Genomic DNA, 19,297 nt, shown 5'->3' with positions numbered 1-19,297 from the left:
CTCCCTTAATCCAATAATGATGCTTGCAGCACAAACGGTTCGTTATTGCGATAGCGAACAATGTCTTGCTTCAAATTCTGAAGCACCCGAACCACTATTAGCCCCCAAGCCAATGGCGTCGCCAAATAAAACCACCATTCCATTACGTTATCGGTGCCCCCCACAATGGCGAAGTTGTCATACGCCAGCCAAGTCTGTTGGTAGGTGTAGTAAATGACTATCACAGCGAACGCAATCCATAAGACGGCATCCAAAACAAAACAATAAAACTGCATTCGATATGGCAACCGAGACCGAACTTCAGTCAGCGCCAAGTGAGTGCGTTTCTTGATGTTGTAAGAGGCGCCAAACCACGTGACCCACAAAAAGAGCAAGACAGGAACGGTGGTACTCCACGGAACCTGCTGATTGAACAAGAAACGCCGAATCACCTCGACAAAAATAATCCCCGCCATCGAGATGTAAGTAATCAGAATAATCACTTTTTCCGTGTTTTTGTCCAGCCAACCCAAAAGCGTTCGAAGATACGTCATATCCCTATCCTGTTATCTGAATTTATGCTTGATATACCCAAGTGACCTCAAGGTTTAGGGTAGGAAAGGTGCCGCAATAACCGCTGCACCACCCTATTCTTATTAGCTCTGCCACCAACGCTGTGGCTCAACATTCACTGCGGCCATGTCTTTGGGGATCTCACGAGCAATATCGTAAATTTCTTGATAGGTATCATGACCACCAGACCACTTGTTTAAACGGTCGCGCCATGCCTCCCAAGGTTTTGGATTAAACTCAGGGGAGCACATTTCTTCCGCTTTTCTCAGTTCAGCATCGGACAACGTCGCAACTCGAACGTTATTTTTCGCAAAAATGGTGTCGGGTTTCTGTGGATTGGTTGCGCCAACAATGTCGAACAAGCCCGCTTCATTCATACCTTGTGTGTATATTTGCGCTAAATACGCAGACTCCATCACCGCATCTTGCAAATCTGAACCCAACTTATCGAACACGGAAAGATTCATTGCCGTATGCTCTGTACCACAAAAGAATTTAAGGTCTACACACTGCGAAACCACAGGGGCCATTCCCGCGTATGCCACCGCCCCCATCCACGTTTCTGCACCATCAATCAACCCTTGCTTTAGACCATCCAAGGTCTCTTCCCATGCGATAGGAACAGGGTTTAAATTCATCAACTCCATAGCAATCCGGCCAAGTTGCGTGCCCGTGACTCGGTTCTTGGTTCCGGCAAGTTGATCGACAGAGGTTACCGTTGGTTTGTCCTGCCATTTGAGCCCAAGTTGAATCCCCCTGAGTTCGCAGTGCGTAAACAAAAACTGGACGTTGTGCCTTTTCCTCATCGGCTCTCGCAGTAACGCTTCACTCTTTTTGCTGTAGAAGAAGTGATACTGCGCTGCTCGCGAAGGAAACATGTAGGCGTAATCGAGAACGTTGAGATAAGGCGCACCACCGGCCGAGTTTTGCGTGGAGGCAGAGTAGATATCAACAATGCCTTGCTGAGTTTTTTTCACACAGTTGGTTTGCCCACAAATTTGATTGCTACCAATAAACTCAACCCGAATCGCGCCATTTGTGCGCGCTTCAAGATCCTTGGCAAAGAACAGTTGCCCCGACTTTTGAATATCCAGATTCTTCTCGTTAAATCCAGATGCACCAAACTTAAGCTGGAATTTGGGTTTAACGGCATAGCGCTTTTTCGTTGTTTGTTCTGCGGCTTGAGCGAGCTGCGACAGAGTCGCTCCCGCCCCTAATGTGCCAGCAGCAATAAACGTTGATGTCACACCATAACGGGCAGAGACTTTCATAAATCCACGTCGCGTTAATTTTTCGTCTTTCATGGTTATCACTCCATTGACTAATGATGAACAGCGAAACCTCAGCTCTTTGACTACCACTCTTCGACAAACAGAAAGGGTTACCTTGATTTGATAACCGTGCGGTTATTCGTTTGGGTAACACGCTGTTGTAGCTATTGAATCTGTTTACATTCCCAATATTTCTTCCATGCAAATGTTAAATTTTACGATTCAATATTGCTCATTTATTACACAAAAAAATAAAAAAACAACCCTTGACTTAAAAAATTGAGCCATTTAGTCTCAATAAATGAAATTTAAGATATATTGAGTATTCTGCGTAGAAACGCGGAATCGCTGTCACACAGACACAGGGAATGTGAAGAGATGAGCACATCGGAAACACAATACGATTACATCGTGGTGGGGGCAGGATCGGCAGGGTGCGTGCTAGCAAACCGGCTTTCTGCCAATCCGAAAAACACGGTTTTACTCATTGAAGCAGGCGGTAACGACAACAATCCATGGCTGCATATTCCAGTCGGGTACTTTAAAACGATGCACAACCCAAAAACGGATTGGTGCTATTTGACTTCACCTGATAAAGGCATCAATCAACGCCAACTTCAGTGGCCCAGAGGCAAAGTTATCGGGGGATCCAGTGCATTAAATGGTTTGCTGTATGTACGAGGGCAGGCTGAGGATTATGATCGGTGGTCGGCTCTCGGGAATACTGGATGGTCTTACGACGAAGTGCTCCCCTATTTTAAAAAGTCGGAAGATCAAGAACGCGGTGAAAGCCAATACCACGGTGTAGGCGGTCCTTTAAAGGTGTCGGATCTTCGGCTTCGGCGCCCTATTGCCGACTACTTTATCCAGGCGGCCATTCAAGCAGGCATTCCTGAAAATAATGACTACAACGGCGAGCACCAAGAAGGGGTTGGGTATTTTCAGCAAACCGCGTACAAAGGGTTTCGTTGGAGCACGGCGAAAGGGTTCTTGAAACCTGTACTCTCACGGCCGAACCTTACTGTCGCTTTACATGCGCAAGTACACCGCATCGTATTTGAAGATAAGAAAGCCGTTGGGGTCGAATACCAGCAACACCAAACAAAGATAACCGCTAAGGTTGGCAAAGAAGTGATACTGTCATCCGGTGCTATTGGGTCGCCACAAATACTCCAGCTTTCAGGCATTGGGGATCGCGATCTACTGGATCGCTTCGACATTCCGTTGATCCACCCGTTGCCTGGTGTTGGGCAAAATCTGCAAGATCACTTACAAATTCGCTTGGTCTTTAAAACCAGCCAGCGCACGCTTAATGATGAGGTCAATAACCCTCTGAAGCGAATATGGGTAGGGATGCAATACGCCTTTAATCGCACAGGGCCTCTTACATTAGCAGCCAGCCAAGTCACGGTATTTACGCGATCCAATCCGCAAGTTGAGCGACCAGATATCCAATTTCACATGCAACCACTCAGCGCGGATAAGCCCGGAGAAGGAGCACACCCCTTTTCCGCTTTTACCTCTTCCGTATGTCAGCTTCGCCCACACAGCCGAGGCTACGTTGAAATTCAGTCTCGCGATCCAGCCCAGCACCCGATCATTCAGCCTAATTATTTGTCGGACGAGCGCGATCAACAAGTCGTGGTGGATGCCATTAAGATGGCGAGACACATCTCCTCACAACCAGCCCTATCTGAGCATATTATTGAAGAATATGTTCCGGGAAGCCAATATCAATCGGATGAAGAATTGCTGGAAGCAGCCCGTCAATATAGCCAAACCATTTACCACCCAACCAGTACATGTAAGATGGGGAAAGACGACATGGCCGTCGTAGATCATCGTTTGAAAGTGTTTGGGATTGAAGGGCTCCGCGTTGCCGATGCGTCTGTGATGCCCGACATTGTATCGGGCAATACCAACGCCCCTACCATCATGATTGCCGAGAAAGCAGCCGACATGATTTTAGAGGATAACGGTCACTAAACTGAGAAACTGGGGTGTATTGAAGTTTAGCTTTCCGCTTTGGCAGAGAGAAGAATACGGATAAAACTGTCGTCTTCGTACTCAACGTCGTAGTCAAACTGGCTATTGGCGTAAATGCTGCCAAGGAAAGTATGTCGATGGGTTAAGTTTCCGCGAAACAGCATCGGTACGGGCGTTTGCAATTGATTGGCATCGTTAAAATGCGCGTTAAGATCCTGAGATAACACGGCGACCAAGTTGCCGTTTTTATTGAAATCCAAATCCAGCGCTTCGGGTGTTGATAACACGACTGTCGTACCCAGCTTTTTCTCGATCTCATTCATTAGCAATAAGTAACCATCAAGGTGTGGGTAGCCTGGCTTCCCATCTTCACCGATCACTAAGCCTTCTAAAAAACGTTCCAAATTAGAGTTGGAATGCTTACTTAAGTTAACAAACAACTTGATTTGCTTACGAATAGATTTGTACTTATTCAGTTTTAACTTGGGTTTAAACCAGCGAATGAGGACGTCGTTTTTTGCCAGAGTGCCCGTGACAACACGCGGCTTTAACTGGATTTGAAATTGAAGATGCAGCAGTGCATGCAGAGCAAGAGTTTTAAATAATTGGGAGTGTTCCATTTAACCGACGTTATTGATTTTATAATTAGAATTCTGGAGCTTAAGAGCAAAACCTAAGCCGCTTGAACGTATCAAACCACTTGAGCGAAGAATACTCAAGTGGTCTTTTTCATTGCGTTGGCTAAATGCCATCTCCGCCAATGAATGTTTGAGACTTCCCGTTAAACTGCTGGTCCATATCGAGAGAAGGTTTGTCGCTTTTAGGTCTACCGACAATTTTTGCTGGCACACCTGCCACAGTCGTGTGTTCCGGTACTGGTTGAAGAACCACCGAGCCTGAACCAATTTTGGCGCCTTCTCCAACTTCGATATTGCCCAAAATTTTTGACCCTGCGCCAATCATAACGCCTTCACGGATTTTCGGGTGACGATCGCCGCTTTCCTTACCAGTACCACCCAATGTAACGTCTTGAAGTATGGAAACATCATTCTCCACTACTGCTGTTTCACCGATAACAATACCGGTTGCATGGTCGAGCATGATGCCTCTTCCAATTTGAGCGGCTGGGTGGATATCTACCTGACATGCAACGGAAATTTGGTTTTGCAAATAAGTGGCTAGTGCCACCCTGCCCTGTTTCCAAAGCCAGTTAGCCACACGGTAACCTTGCAGGGCGTGAAAACCTTTTAGATAGAGAAGTGGCATGGAATACATAGCAACGGCAGGGTCACGGTTGACGGTTGCACAAATATCACAAGCAGCTGAAGCGGTAAGTTCTGGATCGGAGTTAAACGCTTGCTCCACCACTTCGCGCACTCCCATGGCAGGCATAGAGGCGGTTTTTAGTTTGTTGGCAAGGATGTAGCTCAGCGCTGCTCCCAAACTGTCGTGGTTAATGATAGTGGCGTGGTAAAAACTCGCCAGCATCGGCTCTTGCTCTGACAGTTCTCGTGCTTCACGAACTATCGCCTTCCAAACCTTTTGTTTTTCACATAGCTTCATTGTGGTATTCCAATCATCCTTGAAATAGATGTTTTATCTAAGCAAAGTCCAAATTATTTAAAGTACAGCGCCGTTTTGTGCTTTTATCGTTTTAAGCTTTTAGCGTTTTAAACTTCTGCCGCTTTATGCTTCTGATTTCTTGTCACGTGCCAGCAAATCTTGCGCTGCCATGCGAGCGTCCTTTCCTTGATACAATACTTGATAGATTTGTTCAACTATTGGCATTTCAACCCCCATTCGCTCTGACAGTAGCCAGACTTCTTTGGTGTTGCGATAACCTTCAACCACTTGCCCAATTTCTTCTTGAGCCGTGTCGACATCTTTCCCTTGCCCTAAAGCAAGACCAAATCGACGATTTCGCGACTGGTTGTCGGTACACGTTAGAACCAAATCGCCTAACCCAGCCATACCCATAAACGTTTCCGGCTGCGCACCTAGCGATGCACCTAGGCGTGTCATTTCCGCCAAACCACGAGTAATAAGTGCGGTACGAGCATTAGCACCAAACCCAATACCATCAGACATACCAGCCCCTATCGCAATAACATTCTTGACGGCTCCACCAAGCTGCATCCCCGTAAAATCGCTGTTAGCGTAGACGCGGAATGTTTTACTACAGTGGATTTTCTCCTGTAAATCCTTCACAAATTCATTGTCTGGAGAGGCAACAGAGATAGCGGTTGGCATTCCTTTCGCTAATTCTTTGGCAAACGTAGGACCGGATAACACTGCCAAAGCGTACCCTTCACCTAACTGCTCTTGGGCAACATCTTTCAGTAAGCGCCCTGTTTCTGGCTCCAACCCTTTGGTTGCCCAGCAAATACGTGAATCTTTTCTTAAGAAAGGCTTCATACTTTGTAAAACGATGCCAAATACGTGGCTAGGCACAACCACCAGCAAATCTCGGCTGGCTTGGACGGCTTTTTCTAGGTTGTCTTCAATAATCAGAGAAGGCGGAAAGTCCACATCAGGTAAAAACACATGATTGGCTCGGTCAGATTCAAGGCGCGCCATATGCTCTGGCTCGTGCCCCCAAAGAATGACATTCGCTCCATTACGTGCCAAAGAAATCGCCAGCGAGGTTCCGTAAGATCCTGCCCCAATGACAGTCATGGCTATTTCTTTGCCGTAGCTATTATTTGTACTGTTTGGGTTGGCTGAAGAGTGTGTCATCGTTTCACCTGTTACGTATCGTGAATGCCCATACCTAAGTCACTTTAGCATGTCGCTCTTGATTTGCAGACAACTAGAGTTTGCAGACATCTAAAGTTTGTGGATCTCTAAAGTATGTAAGGCTTGCTCTGAAAATGTTGCTAACCCCACCTTCGCTTCCAGCATCCGGTTTACAAAAAACAAAGTACCGATTCGCTAAAAACAAAGCAGGTATACAATAAAAATGCACATCGTATCGTGAGATCAGATGTGCATAAGAATTGGATTTTATAGATGGCGCTCTAGTTTTCTGGATCGCCAACTTAAAGCGATTAAGCTTGCGCTTCGCCTTCACCTTCAGCCGCTTGCTGTTGAAGGTAGTTCATGAACAACGCGTCGAAGTTCACTGGTGCTAGGTTCAGTTGAGGGAATGTACCCTTAACTACTAGGCTTGAAATCGTTTCACGAGCGTATGGGAATAGAATGTTCGGGCAGAATGCACCTAGGCAATGCGCCAATTGGCCAGCTTCCATTTGCTCAGCAGTAAAAATACCACCTTGCTGAACTTCACACAGGAAAGCCGTGTCTTCTGCGTTTTTCACTGTTACTGTTAAGCGAAGAACCACTTCGTATACGCCTTCACCTAATTCACGGCTTTGAGTATCCAGATCCAAGTTCACGTCTGGGTTCCACTCTTTTTGGAACATGTCCGGAGAGTTAGGCGCTTCGAAAGAAACGTCTTTTAGGAAAATACGTTGAATTGCAAAGTTTTGTTGAGCTTCTTGAGGTGCTGCTTCAGCCATGTCTAAATCCTTTAATCTATTTGACTGCTCCGACTGACCCAGTCAGAGCATTAAAACTGTTTGTGTATCTGTGAATTACTTCTTACCACGAATCAGTGGCAAATTAGCTTCATTCCACGCAATCAAGCCGCTTTTCAGAAGGTATACCTTTTCAAAGCCTGCTTTTTTCAGTTCATTCGCACTTGCTTGCGCAGTTTGACCTGTTTTGCATACCACAATGATTGGGTTCGATTTATGCTTTTCAAGGCTCGCTGTAGAACCATTTTTGATATCTGAAGGCAAAATGTGAACTGCGCCTGTAATATGACCTTTCTTGAACTCATCCTTTGAACGGATATCAACCACAACGCCGTCTTCACGGTTCAGCATATTGGTGACTTCAGATGCCGATACTTCTTGGTAACCGGCTGTTTTACTTTTCACAATGTTCGCGATGAGTGCAACAACAATACCTGCCCACACCATAGCTAAAATTGGATTATTGGAAATAAAATCTAAATATTCTTGCATGTCCTACGCTCTTGCAACGCTTACGCGGATGTCTGTAAAGGGCTGAGTATACCGTTGAAGATGGGGAAATTCGACAAGGGGGCGCGAAAGAAGTGAAATAAGAGGCAGCGCTCACCTTTCAGGTCTCAATTTGTGGGCTTCTGACCCAACTTTGACAATGCTTCCAAAACGATAAACCAAACTAACAATTGATGGATATATCAAAGACATATGCATTGAAATTTATACAAGCCGATTGTGATACTGTATAGTCAGCGCACAAAATTACCTCAAGAGTCCAAACACTTCTTGGGATCAAAATAACCGAACAATCTTTCAGTGACTTTTCTCTTTAGTGCCCTATCACGGTAAAGGAACCACCATGAGACGATTTGCCCAATTTACACTCGCTATGACATTGACCTTTTGGTCGCTTCTCAGCTGGGGAAGTACAACAATTTCCTATATTGGTGGCTATAACCACAATGGTGCGCCAGCAATCATAGTGCAGTTTGATGATGTCGTACCGTTTCAAGATGCGGTCACCATTCAGAAAAAAGGGGAAGAGGCTCACCTTCCAGACACTTGGCAGCTCAGTAAAGCGAAGAATGCACTGATTTATACCGACATCGATGTGGGGCAAGGTTATCTTGTGGTGCTCAACCACGGCCTGAAATACAACGATTCTTCCACCAAAAATGTGACCATTCACAAAAAAGACCCAACATTAGAAGTGATTGGGCGCGGTCCAATAGTGCCTTCAAAAGGAAAGCGCAGTGTTCCAATATCGACAACCAACGTTGAGCAGGTCTCCGTCGAAATTCTTAAAGTCAGCGATCCGTCCCGTTTTCTCAACGCTTCCCATTATTCCGCGTCGCCAGATCGCTGGGCACTGAATAGACTCACTAAATCGACTCAACCGATTACCGAATTGAGCTTTGATATTGAGAAAGCAAAAACCAACCAAACCCAATACTCAGAACTCTTATTACCGCCTGAACTCGACAGCGGCTGGTATTTGTTAATCGTAAAGCCAACAGGAAGTTTCAGTTACGATAGCGAAAAAGCCATTCAAGTAGCACTGACCGACATTGGTATTCAGACCAAAGTGTTTCCACAACATCTGGCGGTTCAGCTGTCGTCACTATCAAACTCAGAGCCTGTCACAGACGCCCAAATTTCGGTTTATCACTCAGATGGTTCGAAAACCGATTTGGGTACATCCACAGAAGGCTTTGCACAGTTTGACTATCAAGTAAAACAAGGCGACATCTTATTCGTTAAGAAAGATACAGAAGTTAGCGTACTGCCACTGCGTGAGATGCCACTGGATTTGTCCGACTACAAAGTTGCTGGTCGTCAGTACCAAGATCATGAAGCGTTTGTGTATTCAAACCGCGATTTATTCCGCCCTGGCGACATCCTTCCTTTGAATATTATTGCCAGAGACCAAGACGGTGAGATCGCGCCCGATATCCATCGCTTGTATGTAGAATACGTAAAACCAGATCAAAGTATTGCGGCGGGTCGTTGGTTGAGCCCAAGTGCTGCAAGTGGTTTCTACAGTGACAACTACGCCATTCCAACCAGCGCGCCACTAGGTAAATGGGTCGCTCAGATAAAGCTCCATAAGAAAGCCAAAACGCCTATCAGTACCTTTACCTTTAATGTCAGCGAGTTTGTTCCTGAGAGAATGGATCTCACCGTCGATTTACCCAAAGACATTGACCTTGGTGCAAGGAGCGTCACCGCTGACCTTGATGGTCGATACTTATTTGGCTCCCCTGCGGCACAAAACAGAGTGTCTATTCGCACGGATTACCAATCATCGAACCATTTCGACACGAAGTTTAGCGATTACTTTGTTGGGCAAGCTTTCTCTATTTCACATTGGCGTGATGTAGAGAGTATTGACGACATAAAACTCGATGACCAAGGCAAGTACTCACTCACCTTCCCATTATATAAATCCTCATTGATGAAATCGCCGGTTAACGCTCGCTTCACCTTCGAGCTATTCGAAACCGGAGGCGCGAGTGTCTCTCGCAGCCAGCAGCGTCAGCTTTGGTCTGGGAAGAAATTGGCTGGTCTTAAAGCCCCTCAAGGCGATATTGATTCGTACAGCTCTGTAGAATTTCATGTAGCTTTGCTGAGCGGCGATGGGAAACAATTGGAAGCTGGCAAAGTCGATTACCATTTAGAGCGCAATGCAGGCGGCTATTACTGGGTATACAGTGAAAGCAGTGGCTGGGATATTCGCAGCGACGACAAATGGCGACCTGTTGAGGTGAACCAAATTGACACCATCGCCGACCAATCTGTACCACTTCAACTTAAGCTTGACTGGGGACGTTACCGACTTACACTTCGCACCGAAGATGGCACCATTACACGCTATCCATTTTGGGCAGGTTGGAATGAAGGGAATGCTCAACAACCAGTTAAACCGGATCAGCTTTCCCTTACGTTAGACAAGAAACGCTATAACGCTGGTGACACGGTTCAAGTGTCTCTGTTTAGTAAACAAGCGGGTGAGTTAATGCTCAGCTTGGATGGCGGGCAGTCTCTTTTGCAGCAACGCCACACCATTGCTGCAGGTCAGCACCAATTTGAAATAGCACTGGCTCCAAACACCAATCGCCACGATCTTTACTTAACCGCGACCTTGGTCAGCAGTGCAACCGATCAAGATCCATCAGGAAATGCATTACCGAGGCGCTACTTTGCCGTTGCCCCAGTGATGCTGGATCGCGAAGCTCGTCGACTCCCCATCTCTATTGAGCATGCAGAGAAACTACTGCCTCTAGAGCCTGCCACCATCAAAGTAAAACTCGATAAAGCGGTAGAAACGCGCGCTTGGGTTACGCTTTCGCTTATGGATAGAGGCATCGTAAACCTTGCCAAGTACCACCCTCCTAAAATGGCGGATTGGTTCTTCTCGCACAGGCGCTACCAAGGTGACGTGATTGATTTGTACTCACGTTTGTATCAGACAAGACCGGACTCCTTTGTCACGCACCATCGATATGGTGGTGATCAGGAAATCGATTTAAATGTCAGTAAAGATGATTTAGTCGAAAGCAAAACCATCACCATCATGTCGGAATTGATTCAGTTTGACCAAAATGGTGAAGCCAATGTCACGGTAGATATCCCAGATTACAACGGTCAGGCACAAGTCGTTGCGATGGCATTTACCGACAATCAATTCGGACAATCGGAATCGAACATTACCATTTCTGCACCGATTGTGGCTGAACTTGCCGTACCGAGATTTTTAGCACCGGGCGACTCTAGCCAAACCTATATGGAACTCTTTAACACTTCGGGTGTAAGCCAGACGATTAAGGCCTCCATTACAGCAGATGACATTTTGTCGTTACCTGGGGATTCAGAGTTTGAGTTCACGCTTAAAGATGGAGAACGTACAGGCGTGCCTATCCCATTTGAGGTGGGTCAGATTCACTCAAGTTCAGAGACGATTTCGCTCAAGCTAACCATTGATGCAAAAGGCGAAGACAACAGCCAATATCGCCAACAGCGAGACTGGACCCTTCCTGTTCGCATTGGTCAGCCAATGGTGAGCCAGCGCACTCTGATTACGTTGACGCCCAAAAGCAAGGAAAGCGCAGAAAAAGCCGGAAGTACCGAAAATACAGAAAGCGTAGGAAACGAGTCTTTTGAATTAACGCCGGATTTATGGAAGAACTACCAAGATTTCACCGAGCAATTTGCAGTAGTGACCTTCTCTCGCTCGCCACAACTGAATGTCGCTGAACATGCATCAGATTTATTCCGTTATCCTTACGGATGCGCTGAGCAAACTACTAGTAAGGCGATGCCATGGTTGTTTGAAGACAGCGATCTCAATCAGGTAAAAGCCAAGGCAGCAGACGGCAAACCTGTTCGTCAAATTATTGAAGATTCGATGAATCGATTGTCGACCATGCAAAAAGCCAACGGCAGTTTCTCACTCTGGAGCAAACATGGCTCTGCTGATCCTTGGCTGAGCATGTACGTGACTGAATACTTACTCGAAGCCAACGCGCGCTTTAGTGATGCTGTTCCTGAACAAATGCTCGCTAAAGCCTTGGAAAACCTAACGCGTTATATCGGCGCAAGTAAATCCACCGATGCCAGCCATTTCTACGCACTTTGGCTAGGTGCGAAAGCAGGTTTAGTGAATAACGCACAGCTCTACAGTACACAGTCCACGTTAAAAGATAGCCCAAGGCACGGGATTTCAAGACTGTCTGCGGCACATTTAGGTGGGGCATTCCTTCTCAATGGACAAACCAAACAGGGCGAAGAGTATCTGTCATGGGCGGAATCCGACGCGATGCGAAGCCGCGTATCGTATTACGAGTATGGAAGCGATGTTCGTGATCTAGCATTAACGATTTCTATTCTCGAAGATGTACAGAAAGTCATGAAGCTAAGCCCAGACATGATTGAATTAAGGAACCGTCTTGCTATTCGAGTCATGGAACTGTCGGCGAGTAAATCCTACCTAAGCACGCAAGAACGCATTGCACTCGTGAGAGCGGGTATCGCCTTAAAAGACGACACCAACGAAACGGTAGAGTTGCTCATTCGCGAAAATGATGTCGAAAGAAAAGCATCCAGCCAAGGTTCAGGGCAAGAACTGCTGGCGGTAGGAAGCACGGTATCTCTAGCGGGTGATCAATCCGTCTTCCTTCAACTGGCAACAAAAGGGCTCGCCAATTCAAGTTATTTGAACTCCACTATCAATTTCAATAAAGCACTTCGCTCTTATCGCTTAGAAGATGGCAGTATCTACAAAGGGCAACCTCTCAAAGTAGGAGACAAGTTAATTGTTTCGGTCGATTACAACCTAAAAGAGAAAGCCAATAACGCGCTGATTGTTGAGTACCTTCCTACTGGCTTCGTATTGGAAAATCCACAATTTACCAATAGCGCGGACATTATAAAGTCCTCTAAGGTGATTGAGAGCAGTAAGTGGGACATGTTGGAATACCGAAACGACCGATTGATTGCTTCAACCAATATGAAAAAAGGGCAGCGTTACCGAATCAATTATGTTTTACGTGCTGAAACACCGGGGGTTTCGACACTGCCGGCGCTCTTTATGGAAAAGATGTATCAGCCTGAAAAACTGATTTACAAACCCTATCGCTCCATCGAATCCATCACCATTCGCCCATAAGCGATTGCGCGATGAAGCCTTTATCCAAGCGACTATGCATTGGGGCGTTAAGCAGTATTTTGATTCTAATACTGCTTATCGTCGGAGCTTTTTTTATCGCGAATGCCCGCTCACCTCTTAACCTTGCACAGAAATTGGATCACAGCACCACGGTCTACAGTAAAAATGGCGAGGTGCTACGCCAATTTTCCAACTCAAAAGGTATTTTTCGAACCTCAATAAAACACCAAGTGCAAAATGGAAAGGTTGTACGCCCAGTCTCGGATGTGTACTTAACGGCTTTGCTGGAATATGAAGATAAGTACTTTTACGTTCACCCCGGCTTTAACCCATTTTCCCTTGCTAGAGCATTGATTCAACAAGTCTCACATGGGCGTGTGATTTCAGGTGGCTCCACCATAACGATGCAGGTCGCGCGCATGTTTTATCCTTATGAGCGTTCATACGCAGGTAAAGTTGAGCAAATATTTAGAGCGATACAAATCGAGCTGGCTTACAACAAGGAAGAGATCTTAGATTTGTACCTGACCCACACGCCAATGGGGGGAAACATTGAAGGGGTCGAAGCCGGAGCACAACGTTACTTCGGTAAGTCGGCTCAGAACCTCAATTTAACCGAATCGCTCACTTTAGTAGTACTGCCTCAGCGCCCGAGCAGTACTCGCCCCGATCGCCATCCTAAACGTGCATTAACGGCAAGGAACAAAGTTCTGCACAGGGTTAGCGGAGCGTTGGCACTGACGGACTCCACCACTCGTCTATTAGCAAGCTCCCCACTTGGTGCGTCAAGGTTCCTTTCGCCAGTGATGAGCCCACTACTTGCGAGAAGGCTGCGCTCAAACCAGCCAAGCCTTGCAGAGTTTGACACCTTCATCAATCACACATTGCAATCTTCAATCGAAGAACTGATATCAAAGCGCTCGACAGATTGGTCATCCACACTCTCCAGCGCCGTGCTTGTGATGGAGAACGCTACCGGAGAAGTGATTGCTTACAAAGGTTCCGCCGACTTCGCGAACTTGCGTCGTTATGGGCATGTCGACATGGTGCAGGCAATTCGCTCCCCCGGCTCAACTTTGAAGCCCTTTATTTACGGAATGGCACTGGAAAAACAGCTTATCCACAGTGGCAGTTTAATGATGGACATTCCTATTGCACATGGGAACTACCAGCCACAGAACTTTAACCGTTATTTCAGCGGTCCGATCCGCATGGACAAAGCGCTGCAACTCTCTAAGAACTCTACTGTCGTACAAGTTCTTAGCTTGCTTGGCCCTGAAGAGTTCCTACGTTTTTTAAATACTAGCCAAATCCCCCTAAAGGCAGATGAAGCAAACTTATCTTTTGCTTTAGGCGGAGTAGGTACTAACTTAGAAGGTCTTGTTTCTCTCTACTCTTCATTAGCAAAAGAAGGGATTGCCATAAAACCGAGGTACCTTGAAGGTGAAACAACGGCGCAGAATAAATTACTGACCCCAGAAGCGAGTTGGATTCTGTTTGATATATTGTCTCAAATTCCACCACCTAAGCGCTTTGCCCCTGCGCACGGCAGAAAAGTCGCGTGGAAAACAGGCACCAGTTACGGATTCCGCGATGCTTGGTCCATTGGCGTGAGCCCTAAATACACAGTTGGGGTTTGGGTAGGAAGACCGGATGGCTCGCCCAACGTAGGGCAAACTGGAGCCAAGCAAGCCGCTCCCATCATGTTTGATGTGTTTGATTTACTTCCACCAGAATCTAAGCCACTCATCAAACCTATCAATGTGTCTTCTAGCATTGTGTGTTGGCCAAGTGGGTTATTACAGGCGCAGATTAAACAAGAAGATTGTTTGAGCACTCAACCAGCATGGCTAATTGACGAGCAAGCACCACCAACGTTGAGATACCAAGAACCTTTCAACACTTTGCATCAGTGGCCAGAGCCGTTGCAGCAGTGGTCGCTATCAAAAGGGGTCTCTTTGAATCAATCCACACCTATTCGCCAAGAACGCGTCACGATTTTAACACCTCAGAACGAAATGCAGTTTTTCCCCTACCCTGGGCAAGTTTTAAACCTAAAAGCGAGCGTTGAGAATGCTGGTTGGTATTTGAATGATCAGCCACTTTCAAAGCCAGAGATTGAATTTGATCAGTTAAGCGATGGTCGCTATCAATTAACCGCCTGCCTTATCCATTGCGATAATGTCGTTATCCAAGTTTTTAAGTAATTGGCACTCAATATACCCAAGTGACCTCAAGATGCTTGGTTCAGCGAGATTTAACTTCCCTCAAACTTAGCCTAGGAATAGACACTCTCAATACCGTCCGCCACTGAAAATGATTGTCTTTCCTTCCTGTAATTCGCAATAATCTGTTCCAACTGCAACGCACTTTTGAAAACTTGTAACAGTCAGTCGCGATCATTATTTGATCTAAGGCTACAGTTTCACCTATAAAGTGTAGTAAAATTACGCTAATTTGATTTATCAGTTACTTTGAATTTGACGAGGTTAGAACTATGTCAGCTAAGAAGCCAATGGCTCTAGTTATTTTGGATGGGTGGGGACACCGCGAAGACTCAGCAAGCAACTCTATTGCTAACGCTAAAACACCGGTTATGGATGAGCTGTTAGCAACCCAGCCAAACACACTTATTTCTGCATCTGGTTTTGATGTAGGTCTGCCTGACGGTCAAATGGGTAACTCAGAAGTGGGTCACACCAACATTGGGGCAGGCCGTGTGGTATACCAAGACTTAACTCGTATTACTAAGTCGATTGCTGATGGTGAGTTCGAACAGAATGAAGCATTGGTTGCTGCTATCGACAAAGCCGTTAACGCAGGTAAAGCCGTTCACTTGATGGGTCTAATGTCTCCAGGTGGCGTTCACAGCCACGAAGACCACATTTACGCTGCAGTAAAAATGGCAGCAGCACGTGGTGCAGAAAAGATTTACCTTCACTGCTTCCTTGACGGACGTGACACTCCACCACGTAGCGCCGAAAACTCTCTAAAACGTTTTGATGACTTGTTTGCCGAGCTAGGTAAAGGTCGAGTGGCTTCGTTGGTGGGCCGTTACTTTGCAATGGATCGTGATAACAACTGGGATCGCGTTCAAGTCGCTTACGAATTGCTGACTGAAGCAAAAGCAGAATTCACATACAACAGCGCTGTTGAAGGTTTAGAAGCGGCATACGCTCGTGATGAAAACGATGAATTCGTTAAAGCGACAGTACTTCAAACAGAAGGTCAAGAAGACGCAAGCATTCAAGATGGCGATGCCGTTATCTTCATGAACTACCGTGCGGACCGTGCTCGTCAAATTACGCGTACTTTCGTTACCGATTTCGCTGGTTTCGAGCGCAACGTATTCCCATCAGCAGAGTTCGTTATGCTGACGCAATATGCGGCAGATATTCCTCTGGCAACGGCATTCCCACCAGCTTCTCTAGACAACACACTAGGTGAGTGGTTATCTAAGTGTGGCAAAACTCAGCTTCGTATGTCTGAAACAGAAAAATACGCACACGTTACTTTCTTCTTCAATGGTGGCGTAGAAGCTGAATTTGAAGGTGAAGAGCGTAGCTTAGTTGCTTCTCCTAAAGTGGCAACGTACGACCTACAGCCAGAAATGAGCTCTGCTGAACTGACTGAGAAATTCGTCGCTGCTATCAAATCAGGCAAATACGACTCTATCATTTGTAACTACCCTAACCCAGATATGGTTGGTCACACAGGCGTTTACGAAGCAGCAGTCCAAGCTATCGAAGCTGTAGATGCATGCGTAGGTAAAGTGGTTGAAGCCATTCGTGAAGTAGACGGCCAGGTTCTTATTACGGCTGACCACGGTAACGCGGAAATGATGGTCGACCCTGAAACAGGCGGTACGCACACTGCGCACACTAACCTTCCAGTTCCATTGGTATACGTGGGTAGCCGTGAGCTTGAGTTTGTTGAAGGCGGTAAGCTGTCTGACCTTGCTCCGACAATGCTTCAGCTATCAGATCTGGAAATCCCTGCTGAGATGACTGGTCAGGTGATCGTTAATCTGAAATAATCATCCTCATAATCAAGAGGCTGGAACTGCTTCAGCCTCGTCTTATGGCGGAACGATTCATACGGATGAACCTGTTTAATTTACAGTATTCCTTAAACGCCAGTGCATTTCGCGCTGGCGTTTTCTCATGTCTTCTTATAGTTATCTCGACATTCAGTGGCAGTACACTTGCGGCTTCTCAAACTGAACTTAAAGGGGTAAAGACAGAAATTTCTCGCCAACAGCAGCAGCTCAATAAAGCACAGAAGCAGCTCAACAAACTGCAAGGCGAACTCAAAAAACAAGAGCTTTCAATCAATGCGATAGAGAAGACGATCAAGCAGACTGAAGCCAACCTAAAGAAAGCCAACACCAACCTAAGCCAATACCAGAAACAGAAGTCCTCATTAGAGAAGCAGCAAAAATCACAAAGTGATACTTTAAAAGAGCTGGTCAAAACCTATTACATAACTCGACGCAAATACGATGCAGCATCCCTTCTGCAAAGTGATAACAAAGCCGAATTGGATCGCATTGGGCACTATTTCCAACACTTAGCCAAAGAGCGCACTAAAGCCATTGAAGAACTCATGGCAACTGAAACCGAATTGGAAACCACCCACCGTGCGTTGAGGCAAAAACAACAAGAAATATCCGATTTGCTGGCAACTCAAAAATCCAAGAAGAAAGCACTGACCAGTTCACAATCAAACCGTAAGAAAACCGTCTCTAAAATTAAAAGCACCGTTAAGAACGACAAAACGTATTTGTCCGAATTGCAACGCAACGAAAACCGGTTGAAAGCCGAAATCGCCAAAGCCGCAAAACGCGCCGCTATTCCAATGAACGGTTTAAGCAAGCAAAAAGGACGGCTTCCGTGGCCACTGCGAGGTAGAGTGTTGCACAATTACGGCACAAAACAGACTGGGCAGGTAAACTGGAAAGGTATGGTGATCAGCGCTAAACACCAACAACCTGTAAAAGCCGTGTATTCGGGAACCGTGGTTTTCGCAGAATACTTACGAGGCTATGGCTTGCTTGTGTTAGTCGACCATGGAAAGGGCGACATGACGTTGTACGGCTTTAATCAGACTCTGATGAAAAAAGAAGGCGACAAAGTACAAGCCGGTGAAACCATTGCACTCGCAGGGGATACGGGAGGTCAAGACAGAACCTCCCTATACTTTGAGATTCGTCGGAACAGTAAAGCTCAAAACCCGAAATCTTGGTTAACCAGATAAAAACACTTAATAAAACACAAATAAAAAAGGAGCACTAAGTGCTAATGCCGATCAGTTAAGGTCAAAATGATCGGTTGAACGATCCTCTAGAAGCGTTATAAAGGTCCTAACTTTCTATGGTTAGGACCTTTTGTTTTGCAACTCACAACCGCTCTCGCCATGGCTAATGGCTATGCACCAAACACTGAAGAACTCGGGAAACTCTCTGATATTCTTTGCCCAGACTTTATCAATCAATGTCTTGAAACTTCGGGTGTGTCTACCATGAGAAAACGCCGTATCCCTTTAGATATGGCTGTTTGGACCGTTATCGCCATGTCTCTTTATCGACAGGAACCTGTTTGGAGTATTGTGAGTAAAGCGAATTTGATGTTGCCAGGAAAGAAACCTTTAGTGGCTCCTAGTGCTGTTGTTCAAGCTCGCCAGCGGCTAGGTGTCGATGCAGTAAAAGAAGTCTTTCATCAAAGTCAGAAAATGTGGCATCAGCAAGCCGAGCATCCGACTTGGTCTGGACTCAAGCTCCTTGGTGTAGATGGAGTCGTCTGGCGGACGCCAGACACTCCTGAGAACAGAGAGCGATATCAATCCGCCTCGAATCAAAATGGTCATGGTGCTTTCCCACAAGTTCGCATGGTTTGTCAGATGGAATTAACCAGCCACATGATGATAGCGAGCGCTTTCGATAGCTATAAAACGAATGAGATGGTGCTGGCTGAGCGCCTCATCGAAACGACTCCCGATAATAGCCTGACTCTGTTTGACAGAGGGTTTTACTCTCTGGGATTACTCAATCGTTGGCAACAGACAGGTGAAGAGCGCCATTGGTTGATGCCAATGAGGAAAGATACCCAATACACAGTAATTAAGAAGTTAGGTCGTAATGACAGAGTGATTGCCTTGAGAGCGAGTCCTCAAGCAAGGCGGAAGTTCCCGGACCTATCAGAAACGGTTGAAGTGAGATTACTCACGAAAACGATTAAGGGAAAAGAGGTCAATATCCTGACCTCAATGACCGATGCCATGCGCTTCCCATCAGA

At 46.1% G+C, this 19,297-nt stretch carries 13 protein-coding genes; 6 read left to right on the top strand and 7 right to left on the bottom strand.

Features of this window, described 5'->3' with window-relative positions:
- Positions 1 to 5 precede the first annotated feature (5 nt).
- Positions 6 to 533 (bottom strand): TRAP transporter small permease, encoded by a 528-nt coding sequence (locus tag VPNCDNU1_RS09300; protein WP_101114005.1) that lies wholly within the window; start codon positions 531 to 533, stop codon positions 6 to 8.
- A gap of 102 nt (positions 534 to 635) precedes the next feature.
- Positions 636 to 1,856 (bottom strand): TRAP transporter substrate-binding protein, encoded by a 1,221-nt coding sequence (locus tag VPNCDNU1_RS09295; protein WP_174715134.1) that lies wholly within the window; start codon positions 1,854 to 1,856, stop codon positions 636 to 638.
- 345 nt (positions 1,857 to 2,201) lie between these two features.
- Between VPNCDNU1_RS09295 and VPNCDNU1_RS09290 the strand changes: the two genes are divergently transcribed.
- Positions 2,202 to 3,809, top strand: a complete 1,608-nt coding sequence (locus tag VPNCDNU1_RS09290) for a GMC family oxidoreductase (RefSeq protein ID WP_104400085.1) — start codon at positions 2,202 to 2,204, stop codon at positions 3,807 to 3,809.
- Between the two features lie 26 nt (positions 3,810 to 3,835).
- On the opposite strand, the gene VPNCDNU1_RS09285 is transcribed toward VPNCDNU1_RS09290, so the two are convergent.
- From VPNCDNU1_RS09285 to VPNCDNU1_RS09265, 5 genes are all read right to left on the bottom strand, one after another.
- Positions 3,836 to 4,429: a DUF2913 family protein gene (locus VPNCDNU1_RS09285; RefSeq protein WP_104400084.1), complete on the bottom strand. Its 594-nt coding sequence runs from the start codon at positions 4,427 to 4,429 to the stop codon at positions 3,836 to 3,838.
- A 121-nt stretch (positions 4,430 to 4,550) separates the two neighbouring features.
- A complete protein-coding gene (gene cysE, locus VPNCDNU1_RS09280; protein ID WP_101114002.1) occupies positions 4,551 to 5,372 on the bottom strand; it encodes a serine O-acetyltransferase in 822 nt (273 codons plus the stop codon).
- Positions 5,373 to 5,495: 123 nt separating this feature from the next.
- Positions 5,496 to 6,545 (bottom strand): NAD(P)H-dependent glycerol-3-phosphate dehydrogenase, encoded by a 1,050-nt coding sequence (gene gpsA, locus VPNCDNU1_RS09275; protein ID WP_104400083.1) that lies wholly within the window; start codon positions 6,543 to 6,545, stop codon positions 5,496 to 5,498.
- Positions 6,546 to 6,856: 311 nt separating this feature from the next.
- Positions 6,857 to 7,327 carry a protein-export chaperone SecB gene (secB, locus tag VPNCDNU1_RS09270; protein WP_104400082.1) on the bottom strand — a complete coding sequence of 157 codons (471 nt, stop codon included), beginning with the start codon at positions 7,325 to 7,327 and terminating at the stop codon, positions 6,857 to 6,859.
- A gap of 75 nt (positions 7,328 to 7,402) precedes the next feature.
- On the bottom strand, positions 7,403 to 7,837 hold the full coding sequence (locus VPNCDNU1_RS09265) for a rhodanese-like domain-containing protein (RefSeq protein WP_101113999.1): 435 nt from the start codon (positions 7,835 to 7,837) through the stop codon (positions 7,403 to 7,405).
- A 361-nt stretch (positions 7,838 to 8,198) separates the two neighbouring features.
- Between VPNCDNU1_RS09265 and VPNCDNU1_RS09260 the strand changes: the two genes are divergently transcribed.
- The 5 genes from VPNCDNU1_RS09260 to VPNCDNU1_RS09240 form a co-directional block, all read left to right on the top strand.
- Complete coding sequence (locus VPNCDNU1_RS09260) at positions 8,199 to 13,004, top strand: alpha-2-macroglobulin family protein (RefSeq protein ID WP_104400081.1); 4,806 nt, start codon at positions 8,199 to 8,201, stop codon at positions 13,002 to 13,004.
- 11 nt (positions 13,005 to 13,015) lie between these two features.
- Positions 13,016 to 15,211 (top strand): penicillin-binding protein 1C, encoded by a 2,196-nt coding sequence (pbpC, locus tag VPNCDNU1_RS09255; protein WP_104400080.1) that lies wholly within the window; start codon positions 13,016 to 13,018, stop codon positions 15,209 to 15,211.
- Positions 15,212 to 15,501: 290 nt separating this feature from the next.
- A complete protein-coding gene (gpmM, locus tag VPNCDNU1_RS09250) occupies positions 15,502 to 17,040 on the top strand; it encodes a 2,3-bisphosphoglycerate-independent phosphoglycerate mutase (protein ID WP_104400079.1) in 1,539 nt (512 codons plus the stop codon).
- Positions 17,041 to 17,105: 65 nt separating this feature from the next.
- The gene (locus tag VPNCDNU1_RS09245; protein WP_104400078.1) at positions 17,106 to 18,260 is read left to right on the top strand and encodes a murein hydrolase activator EnvC family protein; all 1,155 of its coding nucleotides are present in this window, start codon (positions 17,106 to 17,108) and stop codon (positions 18,258 to 18,260) included.
- 135 nt (positions 18,261 to 18,395) lie between these two features.
- Positions 18,396 to 19,297 (top strand): IS4 family transposase (locus VPNCDNU1_RS09240; RefSeq protein ID WP_104400164.1); only part of this gene is annotated, 902 nt, incomplete at its 3' end.

It is taken from the genome of Vibrio penaeicida (assembly GCF_002933855.1).
Taxonomy (GTDB): Bacteria; Pseudomonadota; Gammaproteobacteria; order Enterobacterales; family Vibrionaceae; genus Vibrio; species Vibrio penaeicida_A.
Note: the sequence above shows the minus strand (reverse complement) of the source record. Positions and strands in the feature narration are given on the sequence as shown.